We start from the raw sequence: 21,640 nt of genomic DNA, 5'->3' as shown, positions 1-21,640 counted from the left end.
AACTGGTTGCGGGGGCCGGATTTGAACCGACGGCCTTCGGGTTATGAGCCCGACGAGCTACCAAGCTGCTCCACCCCGCGTCTGATGGGGCGTACTATACGCCTTTCAAGAAATTTTGCAAGTCTTAAACAAAAGTTTATGTTTTGTTTGTTAATAAAATAATCAATGTGAATATAAATTAAACGCGATTGAGGAAATAGTACTAGTGGTTTTAGGCAATTTTTGATAGCGTATGCAACTTTCGTAAAATTCGTTTTTGTTTAGGCATAAAGTATGAAATTTCGTAAAAATCTCGGTATAAAAGTTTTCTCTATTTTAGCGGTTGCTTCAATTTTGGTGGCTTGCGGTTCATCAAGCAAAATTTCTCTGGCATTGACACCGACAGGCGATGATCCGCAAAAATTTGGCGCAAAATATAGTGGCCGCCACTATCAACAAAGTATTTTATCGCCTGTTGCCCGTGTAGAAAACCAAAGTGCGGTCGTTAATCAGGGCGATTTTTTAACACAGCTTTCTAATGTCAAAGCCTATTCCGGTAGATTGTCCGAGCGTTTTTATGGTAATTATCAAAAAATTACGAACTGGGTGCTTGCCGGCGCAGATATTAGAGAATTATCGCAATATGGCATTTCCTCACAGATAATGAAAGGCTTTGATGGCTATCAGAATGTGTTGATGACGGGCTATTATTCCCCTGTTATCCATGCCCGTCGCTCTCCACAAGGGAAATTTCAACACCCGATTTATGCTATGCCGACCTATAAACGTTTCACCCGTGAACAAATTTATGCGGGCGCACTGGAAGGACAAGGTTTAGAATTGGCTTACAGCGATTCTATGCTTGATAACTTTTTACTCGGTGTACAGGGCAGTGGTTACGTCGATTTTGGTAATGGTAACTTAACCTACTTTGCTTATGCCGGACAGAATGGCTTTAAATATCAAGCGGTAGGGCGTTTGCTGGTGGAAGACGGTGAAATTCCGAAAGAAAAAATGTCGATTCAGGCTATTCGCGATTGGGGAAACGCGAATCCGTCACGTGTACAGAGCTTGCTTGAACGTAATCCGTCCTATGTCTTTTTCAAAAATGATCCGAGCGGCAAAGTAAAAGGCTCGGCGGGTGTACCGCTTGTGCCAATGGCTGCCGTCGCTTCAGATCGTAATGTGATCCCGTCAGGTTCGGTTTTACTGGTAGAAGTACCGGATATTGATTATAACGGTAATTGGAAAGGCACGCATAAATTGCACCTTATGGTAGCACTGGATGTCGGCGGGGCGGTGAACGGACATCATTTTGATTTATATCGTGGCATTGGCGAGCAAGCAGGGCATATTGCCGGTCTTTCAAAACACTATGGACGGGTTTGGGTTTTACAATAATGGCGCGTATAGATAATTACGAACAGCGTTTTGGCGGGATTGGGCGACTTTATACCCCTGAGGGATTGGCACGCCTTCGTCAAGCTCATATTTGTGTTATTGGGATTGGCGGTGTCGGTTCGTGGGTGGTAGAAGCGTTAGCCCGTTCCGGAATTGGTCGGCTGACTCTAATTGATATGGACGATATTTGTGTCACCAACATCAATCGCCAACTTCCGGCGTTAAGCGGTAATATCGGTAAACTTAAAACGGAAGTGATGGCAGAACGGGTAAAACTGATTAATCCCGAATGTCTTGTCAATATTATTGATGATTTTATTTCACCCGATAATCAGGCTGATTATCTCAATCGAGGCTATGATTATGTGATTGACGCCATTGATAATGTTAAAACCAAGGCAGCGATGATTGCCTATTGCAAACGTAATAAAATTAAAATTATCACCGTGGGTGGCGCAGGGGGACAAACGGATCCTACGCAAATTCAAATTGCCGATTTAAGCAAAACTATTCAAGATCCCCTATTGGCAAAAGTGCGGTCGGTTTTACGCAAGGATTTTAACTTTAGCCAAAATCCACAGCGTAAATTTGGTATAGATGCGGTATTTTCCACACAACCGCTTATTTTTCCTCAAACGGGGGAGGGCTGCACGGTATCCGCGACGATGAATTGTGCAAACGGTTTTGGTGCGGCAACCATGATTACCGCCACATTTGGCTTTTTTGCCGTTTCACGGGTGATTGATAAATTGCTGAAAAAATAAAAAACTCAATATCTCATGGAAGGCAACAAAAGTTGCCTTTCGTTTTTTATGACATTCAATTTTTCTTTCACGCAAAAATCTCACCAAATTTTTGTGTAAAACCATTGCAATTTGTTTTAAAACGTGTAGCCTTTTACGACTATTTGAGAATCATTATTAACAATTGAGGAGACAAAATGAAAACTACATTAAAAATGAGTGTAATTTCAACCGCACTTTTAACCTTGCCAATGGTGGCAAATGCGGATGTATTAGCTTCGGTTAAACCGCTTGGGTTTATTGCTTCGTCTATTGCGAACGGCGTAACTAATACGCAGATTCTTGTTCCGACAGGAGCATCACCGCATGATTACAGTTTAAAATTATCGGATATTCAAAAAGTGAAATCGGCTGATTTAGTGTTATGGGTAGGTGAGGACATCGATTCATTTTTAGCAAAACCGGTGAGCCAAATTGAGCGTAAAAAGGTGATTACTATTGCCGATCTCGCTGAGATTGAACCTTTGCTAAGCCAAGCACATCACGAGCATTTACATGAAGATGGTGATCACGAGCACAAACATGAGCATAAACACGAACATAAGCACGAACATAAGCACGAGCATAAAGGTGGACACGGACATCATCACGCTCATGAAAATCACGAAGGATTAAGCACCAACTGGCATATTTGGTATTCGCCGGCAATTAGCCAAATTGTGGCACAAAAAGTGGCGGATAAACTGACTGTGCAATTTCCCGATAAGAAAGAGCTGATTGCAAAAAACCTTGCCGATTTTAACCGCACTTTGGCGGAACAAAGCGATAAAATCAAGGCTCAGCTTGCCCCTTTTAAAGAAAAAGGCTTCTTTGTTTTCCATGATGCTTACGGTTATTTCAATGATGCTTACGGCTTAAAACAAAGCGGTTATTTCACTATTAACCCATTGGTCGCGCCCGGTGCGAAAACCCTTGCTCATATCAAACAGGAGATCGCAGAACATCGCGTTAATTGTTTGTTTACCGAGCCGCAATTTACCCCGAAAGTGATTGAATCTTTAGCAAAAGGTACAGCGGTGAATATAGGGCGTTTAGATCCGATTGGTGATGGTGTACGGTTAGGGGCGAATTCCTATGCCGATTTTCTGCAAGCAACAGCGGATAGTTATACACAATGTTTGAGTAAATAAATGGCATTAATTGAAAGAAAATGGTGGGAAATCCCACCATTTTTTATGAAAGGAAAGAGGTGATTTGAATTCAATACTTCAGATTATGCTATAATTCGCCAAATTTTTTATAGAGATCCTTAATGAAACACCTATTCGCCACCACATCCCGTGGCTTTGAAGAACTGTTAAAAGTTGAACTAACCGAGCTGGGCGCGCTTGAGACAAAAGTTGTACAAGGCGGTGTGCATTTCCATGCCGATGATGAAACACTTTACCGAACGTTGCTTTGGTCGCGTCTTGCCTCACGCATTTTATTGCCCTTGATCGAAACCAAAATTTATAGCGATTTAGATTTATATGCGGCGATTTCCGGCTTTAATTGGTTGGATTATTTTGATGAACGCATCACTTTTTTTGTGGATTTCAATGGAACCAATCAAGAAATTCGCCATACTCAGTTTGGTGCAATGCGGGTGAAAGATGGTATCGTGGATCACTTTGAACGCAAGGGCAAAATACGTCCTAATGTAGATAAAGCCCAATCGGATGTGCGTATCCATGCTTATTTAAACCGAGAAGAATTAGTCATTTCTTTGGATTTGAGCGGAGAAGCCTTGCACCTGCGTGGTTACCGTGAAGAAACGGGACAAGCCCCCTTACGTGAAACTTTGGCGGCAGCCATTGTGTTGCGTTCCGGTTGGAAAGCAGGTACTCCGTTGGTGGATCCGATGTGTGGTTCGGGCACACTTTTGATTGAAGCGGCACAAATGGAAGCCAATATTGCACCTCAATTATATCGTTTACATTGGGGCTTTGATTTTTGGAAAGGGCACAACCAACAGGCATGGGAAAAAGTGAAGAATGAAGCCATTATTTTGGCACAAGAAAAACAAGCTGAAATTCAACCGCACTTTTATGGTTTTGATCTCGATCACCGTGTGTTAAAAAAAGCCCAACACAATGCGAAAAATGCCGGTGTTGCCCACTTGATAACATGGCAGCAAGGTGATGTGGCGGCACTCACCAATCCGACTTCAAATGAGGTGGGCACGGTGATTTGTAATCCGCCTTACGGTGAACGTTTAGGCACGACACCGGCGTTGATTGCCCTTTATTCTGTGTTTGGACAACGTTTGAAAAAAGAATTTGGCGGCTGGAATGCTTCAATTTTTAGTAGTGAATCCACCTTGTTGGATTGTTTGAGAATGCGTGCAAACCGACAATTCAAAGCAAAAAACGGGCCGTTAGATTGCGTGCAGAAAAATTATCAAATTTCACTCCACAAGGCGGATGAAAACTCGGTCGAAAATTCCCTTGAATTTAATCGCTCTTCTCCCACTGTGGCAGTAGATTTTGCCAACCGGCTACAAAAAAATATCAAGAAAATTGAAAAATGGGCAAAGCAACAAGGTTTGGATGCCTACCGTCTCTATGATGCCGATCTACCGGAATATAATTTAGCGGTGGATCATTATGCCGATCATATTGTGGTGCAAGAATATGCCGCACCGAAGAATATTGATGAAAATAAAGCACGCCAACGTTTATTGGATGCGGTAACGGCGACCTTGCAAGTCACCGGTGTGGAAACCAATAAACTGATTTTAAAAGTACGCCAAAAACAAAAAGGCACGAACCAATACGAGAAATTAGCCAACAAAGGCGAATATTTTTATGTGAACGAATATGGTGCGCAGCTTTGGGTGAACTTAACGGATTATTTGGATACCGGTTTATTTTTGGATCATCGCCTTACCCGAAAAATGGTGGGGGAGTTGGCAAAAGGGAAAGATTTCTTGAATTTGTTTGCCTATACGGGCTCAGCTACCGTTCATGCCGCATTGGGCGGGGCAAAATCCACTACGACGGTGGATATGTCGAACACTTATCTCAACTGGGCGGAACAAAACCTGATTCTCAACGATCTTGAAGGCAAGCAACATCAACTCATTCAAGCGGATTGTTTGCAATGGTTGGAAAAATGTGATCGTCAATTTGATTTAATTTTTGTGGATCCGCCTACTTTTTCCAATTCAAAACGAATGGAAACAAACTGGGATGTTCAGCGAGATCACATCAAATTAATGGGAAATTTAAAACGTATTTTACGTCAGGGCGGCACCATTGTTTTTTCTAATAATAAACGGGGCTTCAAAATGGATTTTGCCGGGCTGGAGGCATTGGGGTTAAGTGCAGTGGAAATTTCCCACAAAACCTTACCACTGGATTTTGAACGCAATAAACAAATTCATAATTGTTGGTTGGTTACTGAGAAAAACTACGCTAGCTAATTCTAAATTCACGGAGATTACAATGTCATGCTCAAACTGTTGTCATTCAACACCTGTTCACATCTCTTCAGAATACCGTAAAGCTCTATGGATTGCCTTTGGGCTAAATTTCGCAATGTTTTTTGTGGAAATTCTCGTAGGTATAACATCAAGATCAACGTCATTATTATCTGATAGCTTAGATTTTTTTGGAGATAGTGCCAATTATTTAATCAGTCTATATGTTCTACCGATGGCGTTGGTTCATCGTGCCAAAGCCTCTCTAGTAAAAGGGGTAACAATGGGGGGATTCGGTATGTTCATTCTTTTTACTACTATATACCGTTGGTTCTATGGCGAAATTCCTCACTATAGTCAAATGAGTATTGTTGGCTCCCTTGCATTATTGACTAACCTTGTTGCGATGTGGGTTCTCTACCGTTTCCGAGAAGGAGATAGTAATATGCGTGGTGTTTGGCTTTGTACAAGAAATGATGCAATGGGGAATCTGGTGGTTATTTTGGCAGGTGTAGTGGTTTATTTTACACAATCCAAATACCCTGATTTAGTTGTTGCTTTTATCCTCTCATTTCTTGCGATTCAAGCGTCTAAAGCGATTATCTTACAAGCTTTGGGGGAATTAAAATAGCAATCGAGGGTTGTGAAATATTGTTTCATGAATAAAAAATATTTCTTACATGGGTGAATGATACACTCTATGGATATAAAATAGCTCACAACCCATTCATCGCATTAATCAGCCTAATTTCATCATATTTTTCAATATCTTGTGCATAAATTGTGGTTTCTCTAATTTTGCCTTGCTGCAATAATTTTTCCCGTTGTGTACCGGCTAATAATGGCGTATCCGATGTGAGCCATTGATCGCCTTGACGAAAAATAAGATTACCGATGGAGCAATCCGTCACTTTTCCGTTTTTAATAATTATAATCTCATCGCACTTTCCCCGCTGAGCTAAAAGGGAGTTGAGTAAATCCCGATTGGCATATTTCAGACTGTAATCAATTTCATCACAGACAATTGGTTGAAAAGTGCGGTAGATTTTCCGTGTGTATTCAACGTACTGAATTTGAGTGCTTTCGGCATTGTAATCAACACGACAACGTACAAGATGATTTTGTAAGTGGGGCGGCACTTGGATTAATTCAAAAAGATTAAAAATATTGACCGCACTTTTGCCGTAAAATTGTCGTAAGCTCTGCTCATAACGTGCTTGATGGTAGTCAATATTTTGAATTTTTCCCTTTTCAATGGCAATGGTTTCAAATAAGGGAAACATTATTTTGTCTCCTCGGTGCTACAAAAAGACGGCAAATAGACTTTTTCGAGTAATTCTTGATATTCATCTTCCAAACGGCTTTGGATCGTAATTCCTCCACCGCTATGAAAATCATATTTCTCACCCGTTTGAGAAATAAAGCGAATGGCTACCGCACTTTGTAGGTTTTTACCATCAAAAAGACCAAAAATGCCCGTGTAATAACCTCGAACTTGGCGTTCCGCTTGCTGAATAATTTGTACGGTTTTTTCTTTGGGCGCGCCGCTGATGGAACCGGCAGGCAAAAGTGCGGTTAATATTGAGCCGATTTTTCCTTGCCAATTGTCATCCAATTCACCGCAGATTTCCGAACTTGTCTGCAAAATTTCGCCTTTTTGTGTCGCAATACGATCGACATAGCGAAATTTTGTGACCTGAATATTATTCGCCACTATGGCTAAATCATTGCGCATTAAATCGACAATGGTGTAATGCTCGCGCAGTTCTTTTTCATCATTTAACAACTGATTTTCAGCATTAGGCAAAGTCGCATTGATTGTGCCTTTCATGGGGTAGGTGAAAATTTTGTTATCCTGAATATTGATAAAACATTCCGGTGAAAAGCAAACAAATTGATCTTTTAGCCATAATTTATAAGGGGCAGCGGCTTGATAAAAAATCTGCTCAAGGGAAAAATTGCCCGAAATTTCAGTGGGCGAAGTGAGATTTAACAAATAAGAATTGCCCTTTTGAATCTCTTTCTGCACAACTTCAAAACCTTGTTGATAATGGGAAAGGGGAATCGGGTGCTTTTCAAAATGAATATCTGTGGAGAAATCTTTTTGCTCGGAGATATTGGTTTTCCCTAAAATATCAAAAAGAATACCTTGTTGAGCCGTTTCTTCTAAAGGAAAAATTAACGGTTTTTGTTGTTCAAAATCAATCAAAAAAAAGAAAGGGGCGGATTTTGCCCCGTAATGATTGGCTTGTCGGATAAAATGCTGCATTGTGCTATTTCTAATTTCGAGTAAAATTGCCCGATTATAACGAAAGCCAAACAGTTATGAAATTACTCATCATTAATAATCACGATTCTTTTACTTTCAATTTAGTCGAACTGATTCGTCGCCTTGGTGTGCCTTTTGATGTACTCAATGTAGAAGATTTACAAGAAAATACACCCGAATCTTATAGCCATATCTTAATTTCTCCCGGGCCTGATGTGCCGCGGGCTTATCCGCAACTTTTTGCAATGTTGGAATGGTATCATCGGCAAAAATCAATTCTTGGGGTATGCTTAGGGCATCAAACATTATGTGAGTTTTTTGGCGGAACGCTTTATAACCTCGATCAAGTTCGCCACGGGCAAAAACGGAAGTTAAAAGTGCGGTCAAATTCACCGTTGTTTTTAGGTTTTCCACCGGAATTTGATATTGGCTTATACCATTCTTGGGCAGTGCAGGCTGACAATTTTCCTGACGAATTAGAGATTATCGCCATGTGTGATGAAAATGTGGTGATGGCGATGGCTCATCAATCTTTACCGATTTATGGCGTGCAGTTCCATCCGGAATCTTATATGTCCGAATACGGAGAGCAAATTTTACGAAATTGGTTAAATATTACCCCATAATAGTGCTTGATTCTTCATCTAAAATTCGTATTATAGCCGTCTATACGTCAATACATCCAAATTAAAAAGAGAGAAACTATGTCTAGTTATTTATTTACCTCGGAATCCGTGTCTGAAGGGCATCCGGATAAAATTGCCGACCAGATTTCTGATGCAGTACTTGATGAAATTCTAAAACAAGATCCAAAAGCCCGTGTCGCTTGCGAAACCTATGTAAAAACCGGTATGGCGTTAGTAGGCGGAGAAATCACCACTTCAGCATGGGTAGATATCGAAAATCTCACCCGAAAAGTGATTTGTGATATTGGCTATGAACATTCCGAGATGGGATTTGACGGTCATTCTTGTGCCGTATTAAATGCTATTGGTAAACAGTCTGCGGATATTAACCAAGGTGTGGATCGTGAAAATCCATTGGATCAAGGCGCCGGCGACCAAGGTATTATGTTTGGTTACGCCACAAATGAAACCGATGTATTAATGCCTGCAGCCATTACTTATGCTCACCGTTTAATGCAAAAACAGGCGGAAGTACGTAAAAACGGTAAGTTAGCCTGGTTACGCCCGGATGCCAAAAGCCAAGTAACGTTAAAATACGAAGATAATAAAATTGTCGGGGTGGACGCGGTTGTTCTATCAACCCAACATGCGGAAGATATTAACCAAAAAGATCTTCACGAAGGGGTGATGGAAGAAATCATCAAACCGATATTACCAAGCGAATGGCTTTCAAAAGACACTAAATTCTTTATTAATCCGACAGGTCGTTTTGTTATCGGCGGCCCGATGGGGGATTGCGGTTTAACCGGCCGTAAAATTATTGTGGATACCTACGGTGGTGCGGCACGCCATGGCGGCGGTGCATTCTCGGGTAAAGATCCGTCAAAAGTGGATCGTTCGGCGGCTTATGCGGCGCGTTATGTGGCGAAAAATATTGTGGCTGCCGGTTTGGCGGATCGTTGTGAAATCCAACTTTCTTACGCTATTGGTGTGGCAGAACCGACCTCAATTATGGTGGAAACTTTCGGTACGGGCAAAGTGGCAAATGAATTATTGGTGGCATTAGTACGTGAATTTTTTGATTTGCGCCCTTACGGATTAATCAAAATGCTTGATTTAATTCAACCGATTTATCGTGAAACCGCTGCTTATGGTCACTTTGGTCGTGAACAATTCCCATGGGAAAAAGTGGATCGTGCGGAAGAATTACGCGCGGCGGCAGGTTTAAAATAACGCCCTCATAAATGATTAAAACCGCTATTTTGGCGGTTTTTATTTTTCTGAATTCTATGCAATCATCACAAACTCGGTTTCGTCATTTGAAAATGCAGGTTCAGCGCAAACTTGCGGAATCCTTAAGGCTTGCAGAAACTTATTTTAAACGTGAATTTCCAATGCCGACGATAAATTATGATTTATGGGGTGTGAAAGCCGGGGTGGCGTATTTGCAAAAAAACGAAATTAAATTTAACCGCACTTTATTGCTTGAAAATACGCATGAGTTTATTCACCAAGTGGTTCCCCATGAATTGGCGCATTTAATTGTGTATCAAGTATTCGGACGTGTTAAGCCCCATGGCAAAGAATGGCAAGGGGTGATGAACGGGATTTTCCATTTGCCCGCAGAGACTTGCCATCAATTTGATGTGCAAAATGTTCAAGGCAAAACCTTTGAATATCGTTGTGCTTGCCAAACACATTTTTTGAGTATTCGCCGCCATAATCGAATTTTACAAGAGGGGGTAGAATATTTGTGTCGAAAATGCAAAGGGAAATTGGTTTTGATGGATGATAACTAATTTAGATTATGTTACACTCCAATCGGTTTTTACCCTCAATAATATAGGAGTTATCCAATGAAAAAATCATTATTAGCATTAGCTATCGGTACATTAGTTGTAGCTTCCAGCGCAAGTGCAAACTGGTATGTACAGGGTGATTTAGGTGTATCAAAAACAAAATTTACATCTTATTCTGATCTTAATAAGACTAAAGTAGAACCTCGTATTTCTGTAGGCTATAAATTAGGGAATGTTCGTTTAGCAGTGGATTATACCCATCATGGAAAGTTTTCAGGAACGGCAGGGATTGATACTACGGCTAAAATTCAAGGCTTAGGCTTTTCAGCAATCTATGATATTGATCTCAATTCTACAATAACGCCTTATGTTGGTGCTCGTCTTTCAGCTAACCAATTTAAAGTCACGAACCGTGCTGTGGATATTTTTGAAGATAAATCCGAAACTAAATTTGGTTATGGTTTAGTCGCTGGAGCAAAATATCAATTAAGTGGAAATTGGTATGTAAATGGTGGAGTAGAATATAATCGTTTAGGTTCTTATGAGGATACCAAAGTCAATAATTATGGCGCAAAATTAGGCGTGGGTTACGAATTCTAATTTGTCTTCCTTAAAAGAGCGGTAAAATCAACCGCTCTTTTTTCTTTTCCCCCTTGAAAATTCCGTTTTCATTCTTATATCTGTGACATTCAATTTTTACTTATTTCATTTTATGAGGAAAATCTATGTCTCAAAACAAAGAAACTCGTGGTTTCCAATCGGAAGTCAAACAATTATTACAATTAATGATTCATTCTCTTTATTCCAATAAAGAGATTTTTTTACGTGAATTAATTTCTAATGCTTCCGATGCGGCGGATAAACTCCGTTTTAAAGCGCTTTCGAATCCGGCTCTTTATGAAAATGACGGGGAGTTACGTGTGCGTATTAGCTTTGATAGCGAGAAAGGCACATTAACTATCAGCGATAACGGTATCGGTATGACCCGTGATCAGGTTATCGATCATTTAGGCACTATTGCGAAATCCGGAACAAAAGAGTTTTTGAATGCCCTCGGTAGTGATCAAGCCAAAGATAGCCAACTTATCGGTCAATTCGGTGTCGGTTTTTATTCTGCCTTTATTGTTGCGGATAAAGTGACAGTGAAAACCCGTGCGGCAGGCAAAGAGGCTGATAAAGCGGTGCTTTGGGAATCAGCCGGAGAGGGAGAATACTCGATCGCTGATATTGAGAAAAAATCCCGTGGTACGGATGTAATTTTACATTTACGTGAAGATGAAAAAGAATTCTTAAATGAATGGCGTTTGCGTGATGTGATTGGCAAATATTCCGATCATATCGGTCTTCCGGTGGAAATGCTCACTAAAGAATATGATGATGAAGGCAAAGAAACCGGCGAAAAATGGGAAAAAATCAATAAATCCGATGCCCTTTGGACACGCAGTAAAAATGAGATTTCCGATGAGGAATACAAAGAATTTTATAAACATTTAAGCCATGATTTTGCCGATCCGCTTTTGTGGGCGCACAACAAAGTAGAAGGTAATCAGGAATACACCAGCTTGCTCTATGTGCCGTCCAAAGCCCCTTGGGATTTATTTAATCGCGAGCATAAACACGGCTTGAAACTCTATGTTCAACGCGTATTCATTATGGATGATGCGGAACAATTTATGCCGAATTATCTACGTTTTATGCGTGGGTTAATCGATAGCAATGATTTACCATTAAATGTTTCCCGTGAAATTTTACAAGACAATAAAGTTACCGCAGCATTACGTAAAGCCTTAACCAAACGTTCTCTACAAATGTTGGAAAAATTGGCAAAAGACGATGCGGAAAAATATCAACAATTCTGGAAAGAATTTGGCTTAGTCTTGAAAGAAGGGCCGGCGGAAGATTTCAGCAATAAAGAAAGCATTGCGAAATTGTTACGTTTTGCTTCTACTCATAATGACAGCAGCGAACAAGCCGTTTCTTTAGAGGACTATGTTTCTCGGATGAAAGAGGGACAAAAAACTATTTATTACATTACGGCAGATAGTTATGTGGCAGCGAAAAACAGCCCGCATTTAGAATTATTCAACAAAAAAGGTATTGAAGTCTTACTATTGTCCGATCGTATTGATGAATGGATGTTAAGCTACTTAACAGAGTTCGACGGCAAACCGTTACAAACTATCAGCAAAGCGGATTTGGATTTAGGCGATTTAGCGGATAAAGACGAAGAGGAACAAAAAGAGCAGGATAAAGCCTTTGAAAGTTTTGTTGAACGAGTGAAAACCTTGCTAGGCGATCGTGTGAAGGAGGTTCGTTTAACCCATCGCTTAACGGACACCCCTGCGGTAGTTTCGACCGGTAACGATCAAATGACTACCCAAATGGCAAAACTCTTTGCCGCTGCCGGTCAGCCTGTACCGGAAGTGAAATATACCTTTGAGCTTAATCCGGAACATCATTTAGTGAAAAAAGTCGCCGATATTGCTGACGAAACACAATTTGCTGATTGGATCGAATTGTTACTTGAACAGGCAATGCTTGCCGAACGCGGATCGTTGGAAAATCCGGTGGCATTTATTAAACGGGTTAATTCTCTACTAAGTTAAAGAAAGAGCGGTCAAATTTGACCGCTCTTTTTTATATGTAATATCAAATTATCGACGACAAACAGACGATCCGTATTTGCTACCACCGGGTAAACATTCACAAGCTTCACCGTCTTTATCTCTATCCAAATAATTTGCACCATTTTCTCTCATATATTGTTGAGCTTCATCTTGAGTTGCAAAGTCAGAACATCTAACTCTAGCAGCTAAAGAATCATAAGAAAGAGTAAAAAGTGATACACCTAGTAAGATTTTTTTCATTTATCTTCCTCCAGGACGACGATCAGCTGCTCGATCGCCACAACGAGAACCATCTTTCGCCTGTTGCCAACTATGATCGCAGCTTCCTGCATTAGCAAAGGATGAAAATGTAGATAATGTAAATGTAGCTAATAAAATCATAATGATCTTTTTCATATATACTCCAATGTGAATTAAACTTACTACGAATTATGCACGACACCTTGATGACTTTAGGTTAAAATCGCAGGGGGCGAGCCTCTTTTAATATTATAAATAGGTGTTTATTATGAAGAAGATTGCAATAGTTACAATATTCTATACTGTTTGTTACTTGACAATGTGAGGAGAGAGAAAATGGGAATAAATGAAAAAGTGCGATTTTTTCGAGAATTAAATCAATGGTCGCAAGAAGAAATGGCGGAAAGAATGAATATGTCAGTGACGGGCTATGCAAAAATTGAACGTGGTGAAACTAATCTTAGCCTACATAAACTTAAACAAATTGCTTCTGTTTTTCAAATTGATTTAATTGATCTTTTATCTCCTAATGATAATGGTGTGATATTGATTGGAGGAGAAAATAACCAGAATCACTTCCGTAATAATTATTATGGTCATCAAGAGGCAGAATTTAAAATTGAGAAACTAGAATTAGAACTTAGACATAAAGATGAATTATTAGCCCAAAAAGATCATGAATTAGAAAATCTCAAAGAGTTAATTAATTTACTAAAACAAAATATAGGAAAATAGGTGATTTATGATTACCGTTTACGGCATTAAAAATTGCGATACTGTGAAAAAAGCATTGAAATGGCTTGCGGATCACAATATTGAGTACAAACTGCATGATTATCGTATTGACGGTTTGGATACGGCATTTTTACAACAGGCGGAAGCACAATTTGGTTGGGAAAATCTGGTGAATAAACGCAGTACGACGTGGCGAAACCTTGATGAGGAAATTAAAAAAAATTTGTCAAAAACGACCGCACTTTCTGTGCTTGCAGAGAATCCGACCTTAATCAAACGCCCGATTATTATGCAGGATAATAAGGCATTAATTGGATTTAATGAGAAAGAATACGAAAAAGCGTTTGCCTAAAGTGCGGTTAAAATTTGAGGTGTTTTTATGAAAGAAAAGATCGTGCAATTAGCGCAAGAATTAATCCGCCGTCCTTCTATCAGCCCGAATGATGAAGGTTGTCAGACATTGATTGCGGAGCGTTTGGAAAAACTCGGATTTGAAATTGAATGGCTTCCTTTTAATGAAACCTTAAATCTTTGGGCAAAGCACGGTACAGGCGAGCCGGTGGTTGCCTTTGCCGGCCATACGGATGTGGTACCGGTTGGTGACGAACATCAATGGAATTATCCGCCTTTTGCTGCGGAGGTTGTCGATGATAGGCTTTATGGGCGTGGTGCGGCGGATATGAAAGGTTCGTTGGCTGCAATGATTGTGGCGGCGGAAGAATATGTGAAAGCTAATCCGAATCACGCAGGCACCATTGCCTTATTAATCACTTCCGATGAAGAGGCTTCGGCGAAAGACGGTACGGTTCGTGTGGTAGAAACCTTGATGGAACGTGGCGAAAAAATTACGTATTGTATGGTGGGGGAGCCATCAAGTTCGCAAATCTTAGGTGATGTGGTAAAAAATGGCCGTCGTGGTTCCATCACCGGTAATCTGTATATTCAGGGGATTCAGGGGCATGTGGCTTACCCTCATTTAGCGGATAATCCTGTTCATAAAGCGTTGCCATTCTTACAAGAACTCACCACCTATCAATGGGATAACGGTAATGCGTTTTTTCCGCCGACAGGGTTGCAAATTGCTAATATTCAGGCAGGCACCGGTAGTAATAATGTGATTCCGGGTGAACTCTATGTACAGTTTAATTTACGCTACTGTACGGAAATCACTGACGGGCTGATTAAGCAAAAGGTGACGGAAATGTTGGAAAGACACGGTTTGACCTACCGTATAGAATGGAATCTTTCCGGTAAACCGTTTTTAACCAAACCGGGTAAATTGGTGAATGCGTTGGTGGATAGTATTCAAGGAATAACCGGTATCACACCGAAACTCGAAACCGGTGGAGGCACATCCGACGGACGTTTTATCGCTTTAATGGGGGCGGAAGTGGTGGAGTTTGGACCGCTTAATGCCACTATTCATAAAGTAAATGAATGTGTGGGTGTAGAAGAGCTCGGCAAGTGCGATCAAATTTATCATCAAATGTTAGTGAATTTATTGGATAAGTAAACATGAAATTAACTTCGGAAATGCTCACGGGAAAATCGCGCGAACATTTAGTGAATCTACCCACTCCGCATTCAATAAACCATTTTTTGCAGGCACAAGCGGTAAAAGCATTTCAAAGTTTGCAGCAACGTGCGGTCAAAAATGGCTTTAATTTACAACCGGCAAGTAGTTTTCGAGATTTTCAACGCCAACAGTTGATTTGGAACGGTAAATTTAGCGGTGAGCGTAAAGTGCATGATGACGAAGGTCATAGCTTGGATCTCTCATTATGGGATGATTGGCAAAAATGCCAAGCTATTTTACGTTGGTCGGCGTTGCCGGGCGGGAGTCGGCATCACTGGGGAACGGAAATTGATATTTTCGATCCGGATCTGTTACCGCAAGGGCAATCCTTACAGCTTGAACCTTGGGAATATGAAAAAGACGGTTATTTTTGCGAGCTAAGTGAATTTCTTGTTGAAAATTTACCGCACTTCGATTTTGCGCTTCCGTTTATGCAGCAATCCATAGGAAAAAAAATGGGTCGTGAACCTTGGCATATTAGCTATTTACCCTTAGCGGAGCAGGCGAAGGCACAATTTTCATCTGAGGTTTTATTGTATTCTTGGCAAAATGAAGAAATTGGTGGAAAGGATATCTTGCGGAAACATATAGAGCAAATCTTTGAACAATTTATTGTATAGCAAAAGTGCGGTCAAATTTGACGGTATTATGTAGCAGTTGTATAAACTTAAATTTTATCTCATAGGTAGGGATGCCAAGCCGGCGTCCGTCATACAACTTTTTAAAATCATTTAACTCTTTACGGACGCCTGCATGGCGCCCCTACATTTTTCTTTAAATTGTGCATTTACTCCATAATGCCGAAATTTAACCGCACTTTTTGTTTATTTATTTTTATTCTTTTCTAAGGATTTATGCTGAATTTTGACATTTTTTCCTTTAGCTTGAAAATATTCGCCAAGTTGCTGGGCAATGTAAACCGAGCGATGTTTTCCTCCGGTACAACCGATCGCAATGGTTAAGTAGCTGCGGTTGTTTTGCTCTAACATTGGCAACCATGTTTCAATGTAGTTACGGGTGAGGTAGATGAAATTATTGACATCATCATGGCTGTTTAAAAAACGGGCGACCGGTTCGTCCAATCCCGTCATTGGGCGAAGTTCGGGATCCCAGTGCGGATTCGGCAAAAAACGAACGTCAAATACATAGTCCGCATCAAGAGGAATACCGTATTTAAAACCGAAGGACTCTACAATAATTTTGAGCTCTTTTTCTGTATTCCCCCGTAAGCATTCATGCAATTTTTCTGCCAAAGTGTGCGTAGAAATATGTGTCGTATCAATAACGAAATTTGCGTGTTGGAGCAATGGTTCTAATTGTTGGTGTTCGGCATCAATGGCAGCCTCAAGGGAGAGATCGTTGGCTGAAAGAGGATGAAGTCGGCGAGAGTCGCTGTATCGGCGAATCAGTGTGCTACGATCAGAATCTAAAAAAATGATTTTAGTTGCGTAATGACGTTGAATGTCCGTTAGAATTTGCTCAAGAGATTGTGCCGATTCGGGTAAATTACGAATATCAAGGCTGATGGCGACAGCAGTTTGATTTTTGGCTAAAATCTCCGTGAGCTGGGGTAATAGATCCAGTGGAAGGTTATCAACACAATAGTAGCCCATATCTTCCAGCGCACGTAATGCCACTGACTTTCCCGCTCCGGAGCGACCGCTGATAATGATAATTTCCATACAGTTCCCCTTGTAAGATTATGTTTCACTCTCGGTTAAAGAATGCGTTTCTTCTGTTGTTTGATCCGCCATCTCAAAAACTTGCCAGATTTCACCCGCACTTTTCGCTGAACGCAATTGTTTAAGAAAATTTTTGTCTGTGATTTTTTCCGTTAAATGAGAAAGTACGGGAATATAGGTTTGGCACTGATTTTCCGGTACAAGCACGGCGAAAACGAGATCTATGGGTTTACCATCTTGTGCATCGTAATCAATCGGTGTTTCTAATTGAAGAAATACGGCAAGGGCTTTATCGGTTGCTTTCGCAGGTAATTTTGCTTTTGGCATTGCCACACCGTTGCCTAATCCTGAGTTCCCCAATTTTTCACGTTCAAATAAGCATTCAAAGCAAGCTTGTTCGCCTTTTTCACCGTGTAATTGTTCTACGATAAAATGAGCAATGGATTCAAATAATCGCTTTTTACTTGAAAAGCAAACACCCTGACGTATATTTTCAGGGTGAAAGAGTTCTGTTAATTTCATCTTTATAACTTAAATTCTTCACCAAGGTACACGCGTTTTACATGTTCATCATTCATCACTTCTTCTGGAGTGCCGGTGGCGATGATTTGACCTTTCCCTACAATATAAGCCCGTTCACAGACATCTAGAGTCTCGCGCACATTATGATCGGTGATTAACACACCCAAACCGCGGTTACGCAGATCGGTAATAATCTTTTTAATGTCCGTAACGGAAATCGGATCAACCCCCGCAAAAGGTTCGTCCAATAGAATAAATTTGGGATTGGCGGCAAGGGCACGTGCGATTTCTACACGGCGACGCTCCCCACCGGAAAGGGATTGACCAAGGCTATTGCGAATATGTCCGATATTAAATTCTTCAATTAATTCATCCGCTCTTTCCCGGCGTTGTTCGGGTGTGAGATCTTTGCGAATTTCCAACACCGCCATTAAGTTATCGTAAACGCTTAAACGGCGAAAAATTGACGCTTCTTGCGGAAGATAGCCTATACCGCGTTGTGCACGGTTATGCATTGGTAAGAGACTAATGTCTTCACCGTCAATAGTAATTTTACCCTGATCTTGGCGCACAAGCCCTACGACCATATAGAATGTGGTAGTTTTGCCGGCACCATTCGGACCTAATAGCCCGACGATTTCATTAGAATTAACCGTAAGGCTGACATCAGAAACAACTTTACGATTTTTATAACTTTTAGCCAAAAATTCAGCATGTAATACGGACATCAGTTATTTTTTACCTTTTTGTTGTAATTGGGTCGGAATTAATACGGTTTTAACACGCGATTTACCGCCATTTGCTTTTAGCTGCTGTTTTTTCACATCATAAGTAACGCGTTCGCCATTTATTTTACTATCAAGTTGTCTGAGCTCCGCATTGCCTGTTAGCGTTAAAAATTCCGCACCGAGATCATAATGTACTTGGTTTGCTTTGCCGTCCACCGGTTTGCCATCGTCTAATAATTGGTGGAAAGTCACCGGCGTACCGAAAGCTTCTACGGTTTCTTTTTTTCCGGAGTTTTCAGGCGGGCGGGTGATGACCACTTTATTCGCTTTAATCAGAATGGAACCTTGCGTAATTACCACATTATCAGTGAAAGTAACCACACTGTTTTCCATATCCAAAGATTGGTTATCGGAGACGATGTTAATCGGTTGATTTGTATCATCTTTTAGGGCGAAAGCTGAAAGGGAGACCATCGCCAATGTTGTAGTGAGAAGAATCTTACGGGTTACTGATTTCATAATATGTTTTTACCTGTTCCTTTAGAGTTGCCACTTGTTGGCGCAAGTTACCCACCATTTTTAAGCCGGTGGAATTAAAATTTTGTCCGTTAATTTTTACCATTGTGTCGGATGTAATATCTTGTGTTTTTAAATTAACGACAGCCGATTGTGTTTCTACGCGTTGAAGTCGGGAAGTCGGTTCTAGGCTTTCTGCTACGACGTTTCCCTCTAAATAAAGGATTTCATCTTTTGTTAAAACAGCTTTTTGCGCACTTAACTTCCAACTTTGCGATTCCAGTAATTTTGCCGTTTCGTTTTTCTGTTTTTGATTATCGTCGGTGGTATCAAAAAGATAAACGAGCGGAGCGGTAAAATTTGTTTTTCCGTCATGACTAAAATGTTCAACTTCGTCTGAAATCGCTAAATATTGTTTTTTGCCGTCCAGTGAAAAGATGGTTGTTTCCATTTTTTGTCCGACATAATCAGGGCTATCCGGTGCTTTGACCAAACTTTGTAAATCACCATGATCTTGATTTAGTGAATAATACCAACCAAGCAGGCAAAGTGCCATAATACCGAGAATAATATTCCAACGAATATTCATAAAAATAGTTTGTCCTGTTTAAAATGGGGGCGAATCATACCATAATTTTGAGACCGCTCTAAAACCAAGTGCGGTCAAAAATAATTTTTTAATCCGGTAAAATAATCTCTTTCAATACCTGATAAATTTCACGATAAGCTTTCAAGGGTTTATTTTGTGCTTTTTCTTTTTGCGCCGCTCGAATTAAATTGCGTAATTGCTGGCGATCAGCTGTTGGATATTCATTGAATAAATCGCTGAGTGCCGTATTCCCTTGTTCGACCAACTCATCACGCAATATTTCCAATTTTTGCAGCATTGCCTGTTGTAGATTATGTTTATTCTCAATTTTATCTAAGGATTCGCGAATCGGTTCAACATCAGTGCCACGTAATAATTTGCCGATATACTGTAATTGGCGGCGGCGCGCTTCTTTTTGCAAACGTTGCGCCAACTCAATGGCTTCTAATAATGAATCATCAAGTGGCACTTTAGTCAGATTGGTTTTGGTTAAGTTCACCAACTTTTCACCGAGTTGTTTTAGCTCCTCAGCATCACGTTTGATTTCACTTTTACTTACCCAAATGATTTCTTCTTGTTGTTCCTCTTCCCAATCAAATACTTCTTTTTTCTTACGCTTTGCCATGTTATTCCTTCTTAGAAATTTAGTGCGCATTTTAGCATAAACTTTGAAAATAAGATAAAATGCGAAAAATTTTTAACGGGAAAACAGAATGAAAACAGCAGAAAATCAGACCGCACTTTTGAAACAACAGGAGCAAGAATTGCGTCAAGCGGTGGGGGTCGCCCTTGCAGTCGCCCAAAAAGCCGGAGCGACCGCCGAGGTTGGCGTTACGAAAGTGAGCGGGTTATCCGTTTCAACCCGTTTGCAGGAAATTGAAAACGTGGAATTTACCAATGACGGCGCACTTGGGATCTCAGTCTATTTAGGACAACAAAAAGGCAATGCTTCAACTTCCGATTTAAGCGAACAGGCGATTAAAAATACCGTTGAAGCGGCTTTGGCGATTGCTAAATATACTTCGCCGGATGATTGTACCGGTTTAGCCGAAAAAGAATTAATGGCATTTGAGGCTGCCGATTTAGCCCTTTATCACGCTGCTGATATTGATGTAGAGAAGGCTACGGCACTTGCGTTGCAAGCAGAAAAGGCCGCATTGGAGGCAGATAAACGAATTGTTAATAGTAACGGAGCGAGTTTTAACTCCCATACGGGTGTACGTGTATATGGCAATACGCACGGAATGTTGCAAAGTTATTTATCAAGCCGTTATTCTTTATCTTGTTCGGTCATCGGTGGGGTGGAAGATGGGCTGGAAAATGACTATGAATATACAGTTTCACGCAATTTTAACAAATTGGAATCGGCAGAATGGGTCGGGAAAAATAGTGCGAAAAAAGTCGTTGCCCGTTTGAATCCACAAAAACTCACCACCCGAGAAGTACCGGTGATCTTTTTAAATGATGTGGCGACAGGTATTATTTCACATTTTGCCGCCTCTATTAGTGGGGGAAGTTTATACTGTAAATCAAGTTTCTTGTTAGATCATTTAGGGAAACAAGTGTTACCGACATGGTTTAATATTAGTGAACGTCCGCATTTGTTGAGCCGTTTGGCCTCAACTCCTTTTGACAGCGAAGGCGTACGCACACAAGATTTGGAAATCGTACAAGACGGTATTTTACAGACGTATTTATTGACTCATTACAGCGGTAAAAAAATGGGCATGAAAAGCACCGGTCATGCCGGTGGGATTCATAACTGGTTGGTTCAGCCCAATTTAACCGGCGGATTGACCGCACTTTTAGGTGAAATGGGAACCGGATTATTAGTCACGGATGTGATGGGACAAGGCGTGAATATTGTGACCGGTGATTATTCCCGTGGTGCGTCAGGTTTTTGGGTGGAAAACGGAGAAATTCAATATCCGGTATCTGAGATTACCATTGCAGGACAATTGCCGGATATGCTGAGAAATATCGTAGCGATTAGTGATGATGTGGAGCATCGTTCTAATATCCAAACCGGCTCAATTTTGTTAGATAAAATGAAAGTCTCAGGTAATTAATTTTTGAGAATAATTCTTATTGACAAAATAATTGATTCTGCTACTATGCAAATACCTGTTTAGATGCGATTGCAGATTG

At 40.6% G+C, this 21,640-nt stretch carries 25 protein-coding genes and 1 tRNA gene; 15 read left to right on the top strand and 11 right to left on the bottom strand.

The features are described 5' to 3' along the window. Positions 1–3: 3 nt before the first annotated feature. A tRNA-Met gene (locus FEE42_RS03410) sits at positions 4–80 on the bottom strand. A gap of 193 nt (positions 81–273) precedes the next feature. Here FEE42_RS03410 and mltA point away from each other — a divergent pair. The 5 genes from mltA (at position 274) to FEE42_RS03385 (ending at position 6,214) form a co-directional block, all read left to right on the top strand. Continuing rightward, positions 274–1,380 (top strand): murein transglycosylase A, encoded by a 1,107-nt coding sequence (gene mltA, locus FEE42_RS03405; RefSeq protein ID WP_164027723.1) that lies wholly within the window; start codon positions 274–276, stop codon positions 1,378–1,380. Continuing rightward, entirely contained in the window at positions 1,380–2,144 is a 765-nt protein-coding gene (gene tcdA / locus FEE42_RS03400; protein ID WP_059366707.1) for a tRNA cyclic N6-threonylcarbamoyladenosine(37) synthase TcdA, read from the top strand. Before mltA ends, tcdA begins: the two co-directional genes overlap by 1 nt. 176 nt (positions 2,145–2,320) lie before the next feature. Continuing rightward, positions 2,321–3,313, top strand: a complete 993-nt coding sequence (gene znuA / locus FEE42_RS03395; RefSeq protein WP_164027722.1) for a zinc ABC transporter substrate-binding protein ZnuA — start codon at positions 2,321–2,323, stop codon at positions 3,311–3,313. Positions 3,314–3,435: 122 nt separating this feature from the next. Beyond that, complete coding sequence (rlmKL, locus tag FEE42_RS03390; protein WP_164027721.1) at positions 3,436–5,586, top strand: bifunctional 23S rRNA (guanine(2069)-N(7))-methyltransferase RlmK/23S rRNA (guanine(2445)-N(2))-methyltransferase RlmL; 2,151 nt, start codon at positions 3,436–3,438, stop codon at positions 5,584–5,586. Positions 5,587–5,608: 22 nt separating this feature from the next. After that, on the top strand, positions 5,609–6,214 hold the full coding sequence (locus tag FEE42_RS03385; RefSeq protein WP_026215441.1) for a cation diffusion facilitator family transporter: 606 nt from the start codon (positions 5,609–5,611) through the stop codon (positions 6,212–6,214). Between the two features lie 85 nt (positions 6,215–6,299). Here FEE42_RS03385 and FEE42_RS03380 read toward each other — a convergent pair whose 3' ends face one another. Continuing rightward, positions 6,300–6,866 carry an aminotransferase class IV family protein gene (locus FEE42_RS03380; RefSeq protein WP_077582982.1) on the bottom strand — a complete coding sequence of 189 codons (567 nt, stop codon included), beginning with the start codon at positions 6,864–6,866 and terminating at the stop codon, positions 6,300–6,302. Further along, positions 6,866–7,852 (bottom strand): aminodeoxychorismate synthase component I, encoded by a 987-nt coding sequence (locus tag FEE42_RS03375; protein WP_077582981.1) that lies wholly within the window; start codon positions 7,850–7,852, stop codon positions 6,866–6,868. The genes FEE42_RS03380 and FEE42_RS03375 overlap by 1 nt, the downstream gene beginning before the upstream one ends. A gap of 56 nt (positions 7,853–7,908) precedes the next feature. Here FEE42_RS03375 and FEE42_RS03370 point away from each other — a divergent pair, with 56 nt between their 5' ends. The 5 genes from FEE42_RS03370 (at position 7,909) to htpG (ending at position 12,883) form a co-directional block, all read left to right on the top strand. Further along, positions 7,909–8,478, top strand: coding sequence for an anthranilate synthase component II (locus FEE42_RS03370; RefSeq protein WP_077582980.1), 570 nt, complete (start codon positions 7,909–7,911; stop codon positions 8,476–8,478). Between the two features lie 78 nt (positions 8,479–8,556). Next, positions 8,557–9,711 carry a methionine adenosyltransferase gene (gene metK, locus FEE42_RS03365; protein ID WP_059366688.1) on the top strand — a complete coding sequence of 385 codons (1,155 nt, stop codon included), beginning with the start codon at positions 8,557–8,559 and terminating at the stop codon, positions 9,709–9,711. Between the two features lie 56 nt (positions 9,712–9,767). Further along, positions 9,768–10,277, top strand: coding sequence for a SprT family zinc-dependent metalloprotease (locus FEE42_RS03360; protein WP_077582978.1), 510 nt, complete (start codon positions 9,768–9,770; stop codon positions 10,275–10,277). A 57-nt stretch (positions 10,278–10,334) separates the two neighbouring features. After that, positions 10,335–10,877, top strand: coding sequence for an OmpW family outer membrane protein (locus FEE42_RS03355; RefSeq protein WP_059366685.1), 543 nt, complete (start codon positions 10,335–10,337; stop codon positions 10,875–10,877). A 125-nt stretch (positions 10,878–11,002) separates the two neighbouring features. Further along, positions 11,003–12,883 carry a molecular chaperone HtpG gene (htpG, locus tag FEE42_RS03350; RefSeq protein ID WP_135968704.1) on the top strand — a complete coding sequence of 627 codons (1,881 nt, stop codon included), beginning with the start codon at positions 11,003–11,005 and terminating at the stop codon, positions 12,881–12,883. Between the two features lie 48 nt (positions 12,884–12,931). On the opposite strand, the gene FEE42_RS03345 is transcribed toward htpG, so the two are convergent. Continuing rightward, positions 12,932–13,144 (bottom strand): excalibur calcium-binding domain-containing protein, encoded by a 213-nt coding sequence (locus FEE42_RS03345; protein WP_059366681.1) that lies wholly within the window; start codon positions 13,142–13,144, stop codon positions 12,932–12,934. Further along, positions 13,145–13,300 carry a hypothetical protein gene (locus tag FEE42_RS12590; protein WP_164703641.1) on the bottom strand — a complete coding sequence of 52 codons (156 nt, stop codon included), beginning with the start codon at positions 13,298–13,300 and terminating at the stop codon, positions 13,145–13,147. A 180-nt stretch (positions 13,301–13,480) separates the two neighbouring features. On the opposite strand from FEE42_RS12590, the gene FEE42_RS03340 reads away from it, so the two are divergent. Genes FEE42_RS03340 through FEE42_RS03325 form a run of 4 tightly spaced genes read left to right on the top strand, consistent with a single transcriptional unit; the run spans position 13,481 to position 16,075 of the window. Beyond that, entirely contained in the window at positions 13,481–13,879 is a 399-nt protein-coding gene (locus FEE42_RS03340; RefSeq protein ID WP_077585954.1) for a helix-turn-helix domain-containing protein, read from the top strand. A gap of 7 nt (positions 13,880–13,886) precedes the next feature. Further along, positions 13,887–14,231 carry an ArsC family reductase gene (locus FEE42_RS03335; RefSeq protein WP_164027720.1) on the top strand — a complete coding sequence of 115 codons (345 nt, stop codon included), beginning with the start codon at positions 13,887–13,889 and terminating at the stop codon, positions 14,229–14,231. Between the two features lie 27 nt (positions 14,232–14,258). After that, the gene (gene dapE, locus FEE42_RS03330; protein WP_164027719.1) at positions 14,259–15,392 is read left to right on the top strand and encodes a succinyl-diaminopimelate desuccinylase; all 1,134 of its coding nucleotides are present in this window, start codon (positions 14,259–14,261) and stop codon (positions 15,390–15,392) included. Positions 15,393–15,394: 2 nt separating this feature from the next. Next, complete coding sequence (locus FEE42_RS03325) at positions 15,395–16,075, top strand: M15 family metallopeptidase (protein ID WP_164027718.1); 681 nt, start codon at positions 15,395–15,397, stop codon at positions 16,073–16,075. Between the two features lie 204 nt (positions 16,076–16,279). Here the strand turns inward: FEE42_RS03325 and rapZ are convergent, their stop codons facing one another. From rapZ to yjgA, 6 genes are all read right to left on the bottom strand, one after another. Beyond that, on the bottom strand, positions 16,280–17,137 hold the full coding sequence (gene rapZ / locus FEE42_RS03320; protein WP_164027717.1) for an RNase adapter RapZ: 858 nt from the start codon (positions 17,135–17,137) through the stop codon (positions 16,280–16,282). An 18-nt stretch (positions 17,138–17,155) separates the two neighbouring features. Next, positions 17,156–17,659: a PTS IIA-like nitrogen regulatory protein PtsN gene (ptsN, locus tag FEE42_RS03315; RefSeq protein ID WP_059366667.1), complete on the bottom strand. Its 504-nt coding sequence runs from the start codon at positions 17,657–17,659 to the stop codon at positions 17,156–17,158. Between the two features lie 2 nt (positions 17,660–17,661). After that, the gene (gene lptB / locus FEE42_RS03310; protein ID WP_059366665.1) at positions 17,662–18,387 is read right to left on the bottom strand and encodes an LPS export ABC transporter ATP-binding protein; all 726 of its coding nucleotides are present in this window, start codon (positions 18,385–18,387) and stop codon (positions 17,662–17,664) included. Positions 18,388–18,390: 3 nt separating this feature from the next. Further along, entirely contained in the window at positions 18,391–18,906 is a 516-nt protein-coding gene (gene lptA, locus FEE42_RS03305; RefSeq protein ID WP_135968701.1) for a lipopolysaccharide transport periplasmic protein LptA, read from the bottom strand. Next, positions 18,887–19,492: an LPS export ABC transporter periplasmic protein LptC gene (gene lptC / locus FEE42_RS03300; RefSeq protein ID WP_164027716.1), complete on the bottom strand. Its 606-nt coding sequence runs from the start codon at positions 19,490–19,492 to the stop codon at positions 18,887–18,889. The genes lptA and lptC overlap by 20 nt, the downstream gene beginning before the upstream one ends. 88 nt (positions 19,493–19,580) lie before the next feature. Further along, the gene (yjgA, locus tag FEE42_RS03295; RefSeq protein WP_164027715.1) at positions 19,581–20,117 is read right to left on the bottom strand and encodes a ribosome biogenesis factor YjgA; all 537 of its coding nucleotides are present in this window, start codon (positions 20,115–20,117) and stop codon (positions 19,581–19,583) included. A gap of 88 nt (positions 20,118–20,205) precedes the next feature. Here yjgA and pmbA point away from each other — a divergent pair, with 88 nt between their 5' ends. Continuing rightward, positions 20,206–21,561 carry a metalloprotease PmbA gene (gene pmbA, locus FEE42_RS03290; RefSeq protein ID WP_164027714.1) on the top strand — a complete coding sequence of 452 codons (1,356 nt, stop codon included), beginning with the start codon at positions 20,206–20,208 and terminating at the stop codon, positions 21,559–21,561. Positions 21,562–21,640: the final 79 nt, after the last annotated feature.

The sequence above is a fragment of the Rodentibacter caecimuris genome, assembly GCF_010587025.1.
GTDB lineage: Bacteria > Pseudomonadota > Gammaproteobacteria > Enterobacterales > Pasteurellaceae > Rodentibacter > Rodentibacter caecimuris.
The sequence above is the reverse complement of the archived record's forward strand: the minus strand, read 5'-3'. Positions and strand labels throughout refer to the sequence as shown.

Excerpts from the sequence above, each read along its gene's own strand:
- rlmKL (WP_164027721.1), top strand. The coding sequence starts at position 3,436 with ATGAAACACCTATTCGCCACCACATCCCGTGGCTTTGAAGAACTGTTA.
- tcdA (WP_059366707.1), top strand. The coding sequence starts at position 1,380 with ATGGCGCGTATAGATAATTACGAACAGCGTTTTGGCGGGATTGGGCGA.
- FEE42_RS03355 (WP_059366685.1), top strand. The coding sequence starts at position 10,335 with ATGAAAAAATCATTATTAGCATTAGCTATCGGTACATTAGTTGTAGCT.
- FEE42_RS03370 (WP_077582980.1), top strand. The coding sequence starts at position 7,909 with ATGAAATTACTCATCATTAATAATCACGATTCTTTTACTTTCAATTTA.
- metK (WP_059366688.1), top strand. The coding sequence starts at position 8,557 with ATGTCTAGTTATTTATTTACCTCGGAATCCGTGTCTGAAGGGCATCCG.
- pmbA (WP_164027714.1), top strand. The coding sequence starts at position 20,206 with ATGAAAACAGCAGAAAATCAGACCGCACTTTTGAAACAACAGGAGCAA.
- lptC (WP_164027716.1), bottom strand. The coding sequence starts at position 19,492 with ATGAATATTCGTTGGAATATTATTCTCGGTATTATGGCACTTTGCCTG.
- lptB (WP_059366665.1), bottom strand. The coding sequence starts at position 18,387 with ATGTCCGTATTACATGCTGAATTTTTGGCTAAAAGTTATAAAAATCGT.
- znuA (WP_164027722.1), top strand. The coding sequence starts at position 2,321 with ATGAAAACTACATTAAAAATGAGTGTAATTTCAACCGCACTTTTAACC.
- FEE42_RS03385 (WP_026215441.1), top strand. The coding sequence starts at position 5,609 with ATGTCATGCTCAAACTGTTGTCATTCAACACCTGTTCACATCTCTTCA.
- FEE42_RS03345 (WP_059366681.1), bottom strand. The coding sequence starts at position 13,144 with ATGAAAAAAATCTTACTAGGTGTATCACTTTTTACTCTTTCTTATGAT.
- rapZ (WP_164027717.1), bottom strand. The coding sequence starts at position 17,137 with ATGGAAATTATCATTATCAGCGGTCGCTCCGGAGCGGGAAAGTCAGTG.
- lptA (WP_135968701.1), bottom strand. The coding sequence starts at position 18,906 with ATGAAATCAGTAACCCGTAAGATTCTTCTCACTACAACATTGGCGATG.
- yjgA (WP_164027715.1), bottom strand. The coding sequence starts at position 20,117 with ATGGCAAAGCGTAAGAAAAAAGAAGTATTTGATTGGGAAGAGGAACAA.
- FEE42_RS03360 (WP_077582978.1), top strand. The coding sequence starts at position 9,768 with ATGCAATCATCACAAACTCGGTTTCGTCATTTGAAAATGCAGGTTCAG.
- mltA (WP_164027723.1), top strand. The coding sequence starts at position 274 with ATGAAATTTCGTAAAAATCTCGGTATAAAAGTTTTCTCTATTTTAGCG.
- FEE42_RS03375 (WP_077582981.1), bottom strand. The coding sequence starts at position 7,852 with ATGCAGCATTTTATCCGACAAGCCAATCATTACGGGGCAAAATCCGCC.
- htpG (WP_135968704.1), top strand. The coding sequence starts at position 11,003 with ATGTCTCAAAACAAAGAAACTCGTGGTTTCCAATCGGAAGTCAAACAA.
- FEE42_RS03335 (WP_164027720.1), top strand. The coding sequence starts at position 13,887 with ATGATTACCGTTTACGGCATTAAAAATTGCGATACTGTGAAAAAAGCA.
- dapE (WP_164027719.1), top strand. The coding sequence starts at position 14,259 with ATGAAAGAAAAGATCGTGCAATTAGCGCAAGAATTAATCCGCCGTCCT.
- FEE42_RS03380 (WP_077582982.1), bottom strand. The coding sequence starts at position 6,866 with ATGTTTCCCTTATTTGAAACCATTGCCATTGAAAAGGGAAAAATTCAA.
- FEE42_RS03325 (WP_164027718.1), top strand. The coding sequence starts at position 15,395 with ATGAAATTAACTTCGGAAATGCTCACGGGAAAATCGCGCGAACATTTA.
- FEE42_RS12590 (WP_164703641.1), bottom strand. The coding sequence starts at position 13,300 with ATGAAAAAGATCATTATGATTTTATTAGCTACATTTACATTATCTACA.
- FEE42_RS03340 (WP_077585954.1), top strand. The coding sequence starts at position 13,481 with ATGGGAATAAATGAAAAAGTGCGATTTTTTCGAGAATTAAATCAATGG.
- ptsN (WP_059366667.1), bottom strand. The coding sequence starts at position 17,659 with ATGAAATTAACAGAACTCTTTCACCCTGAAAATATACGTCAGGGTGTT.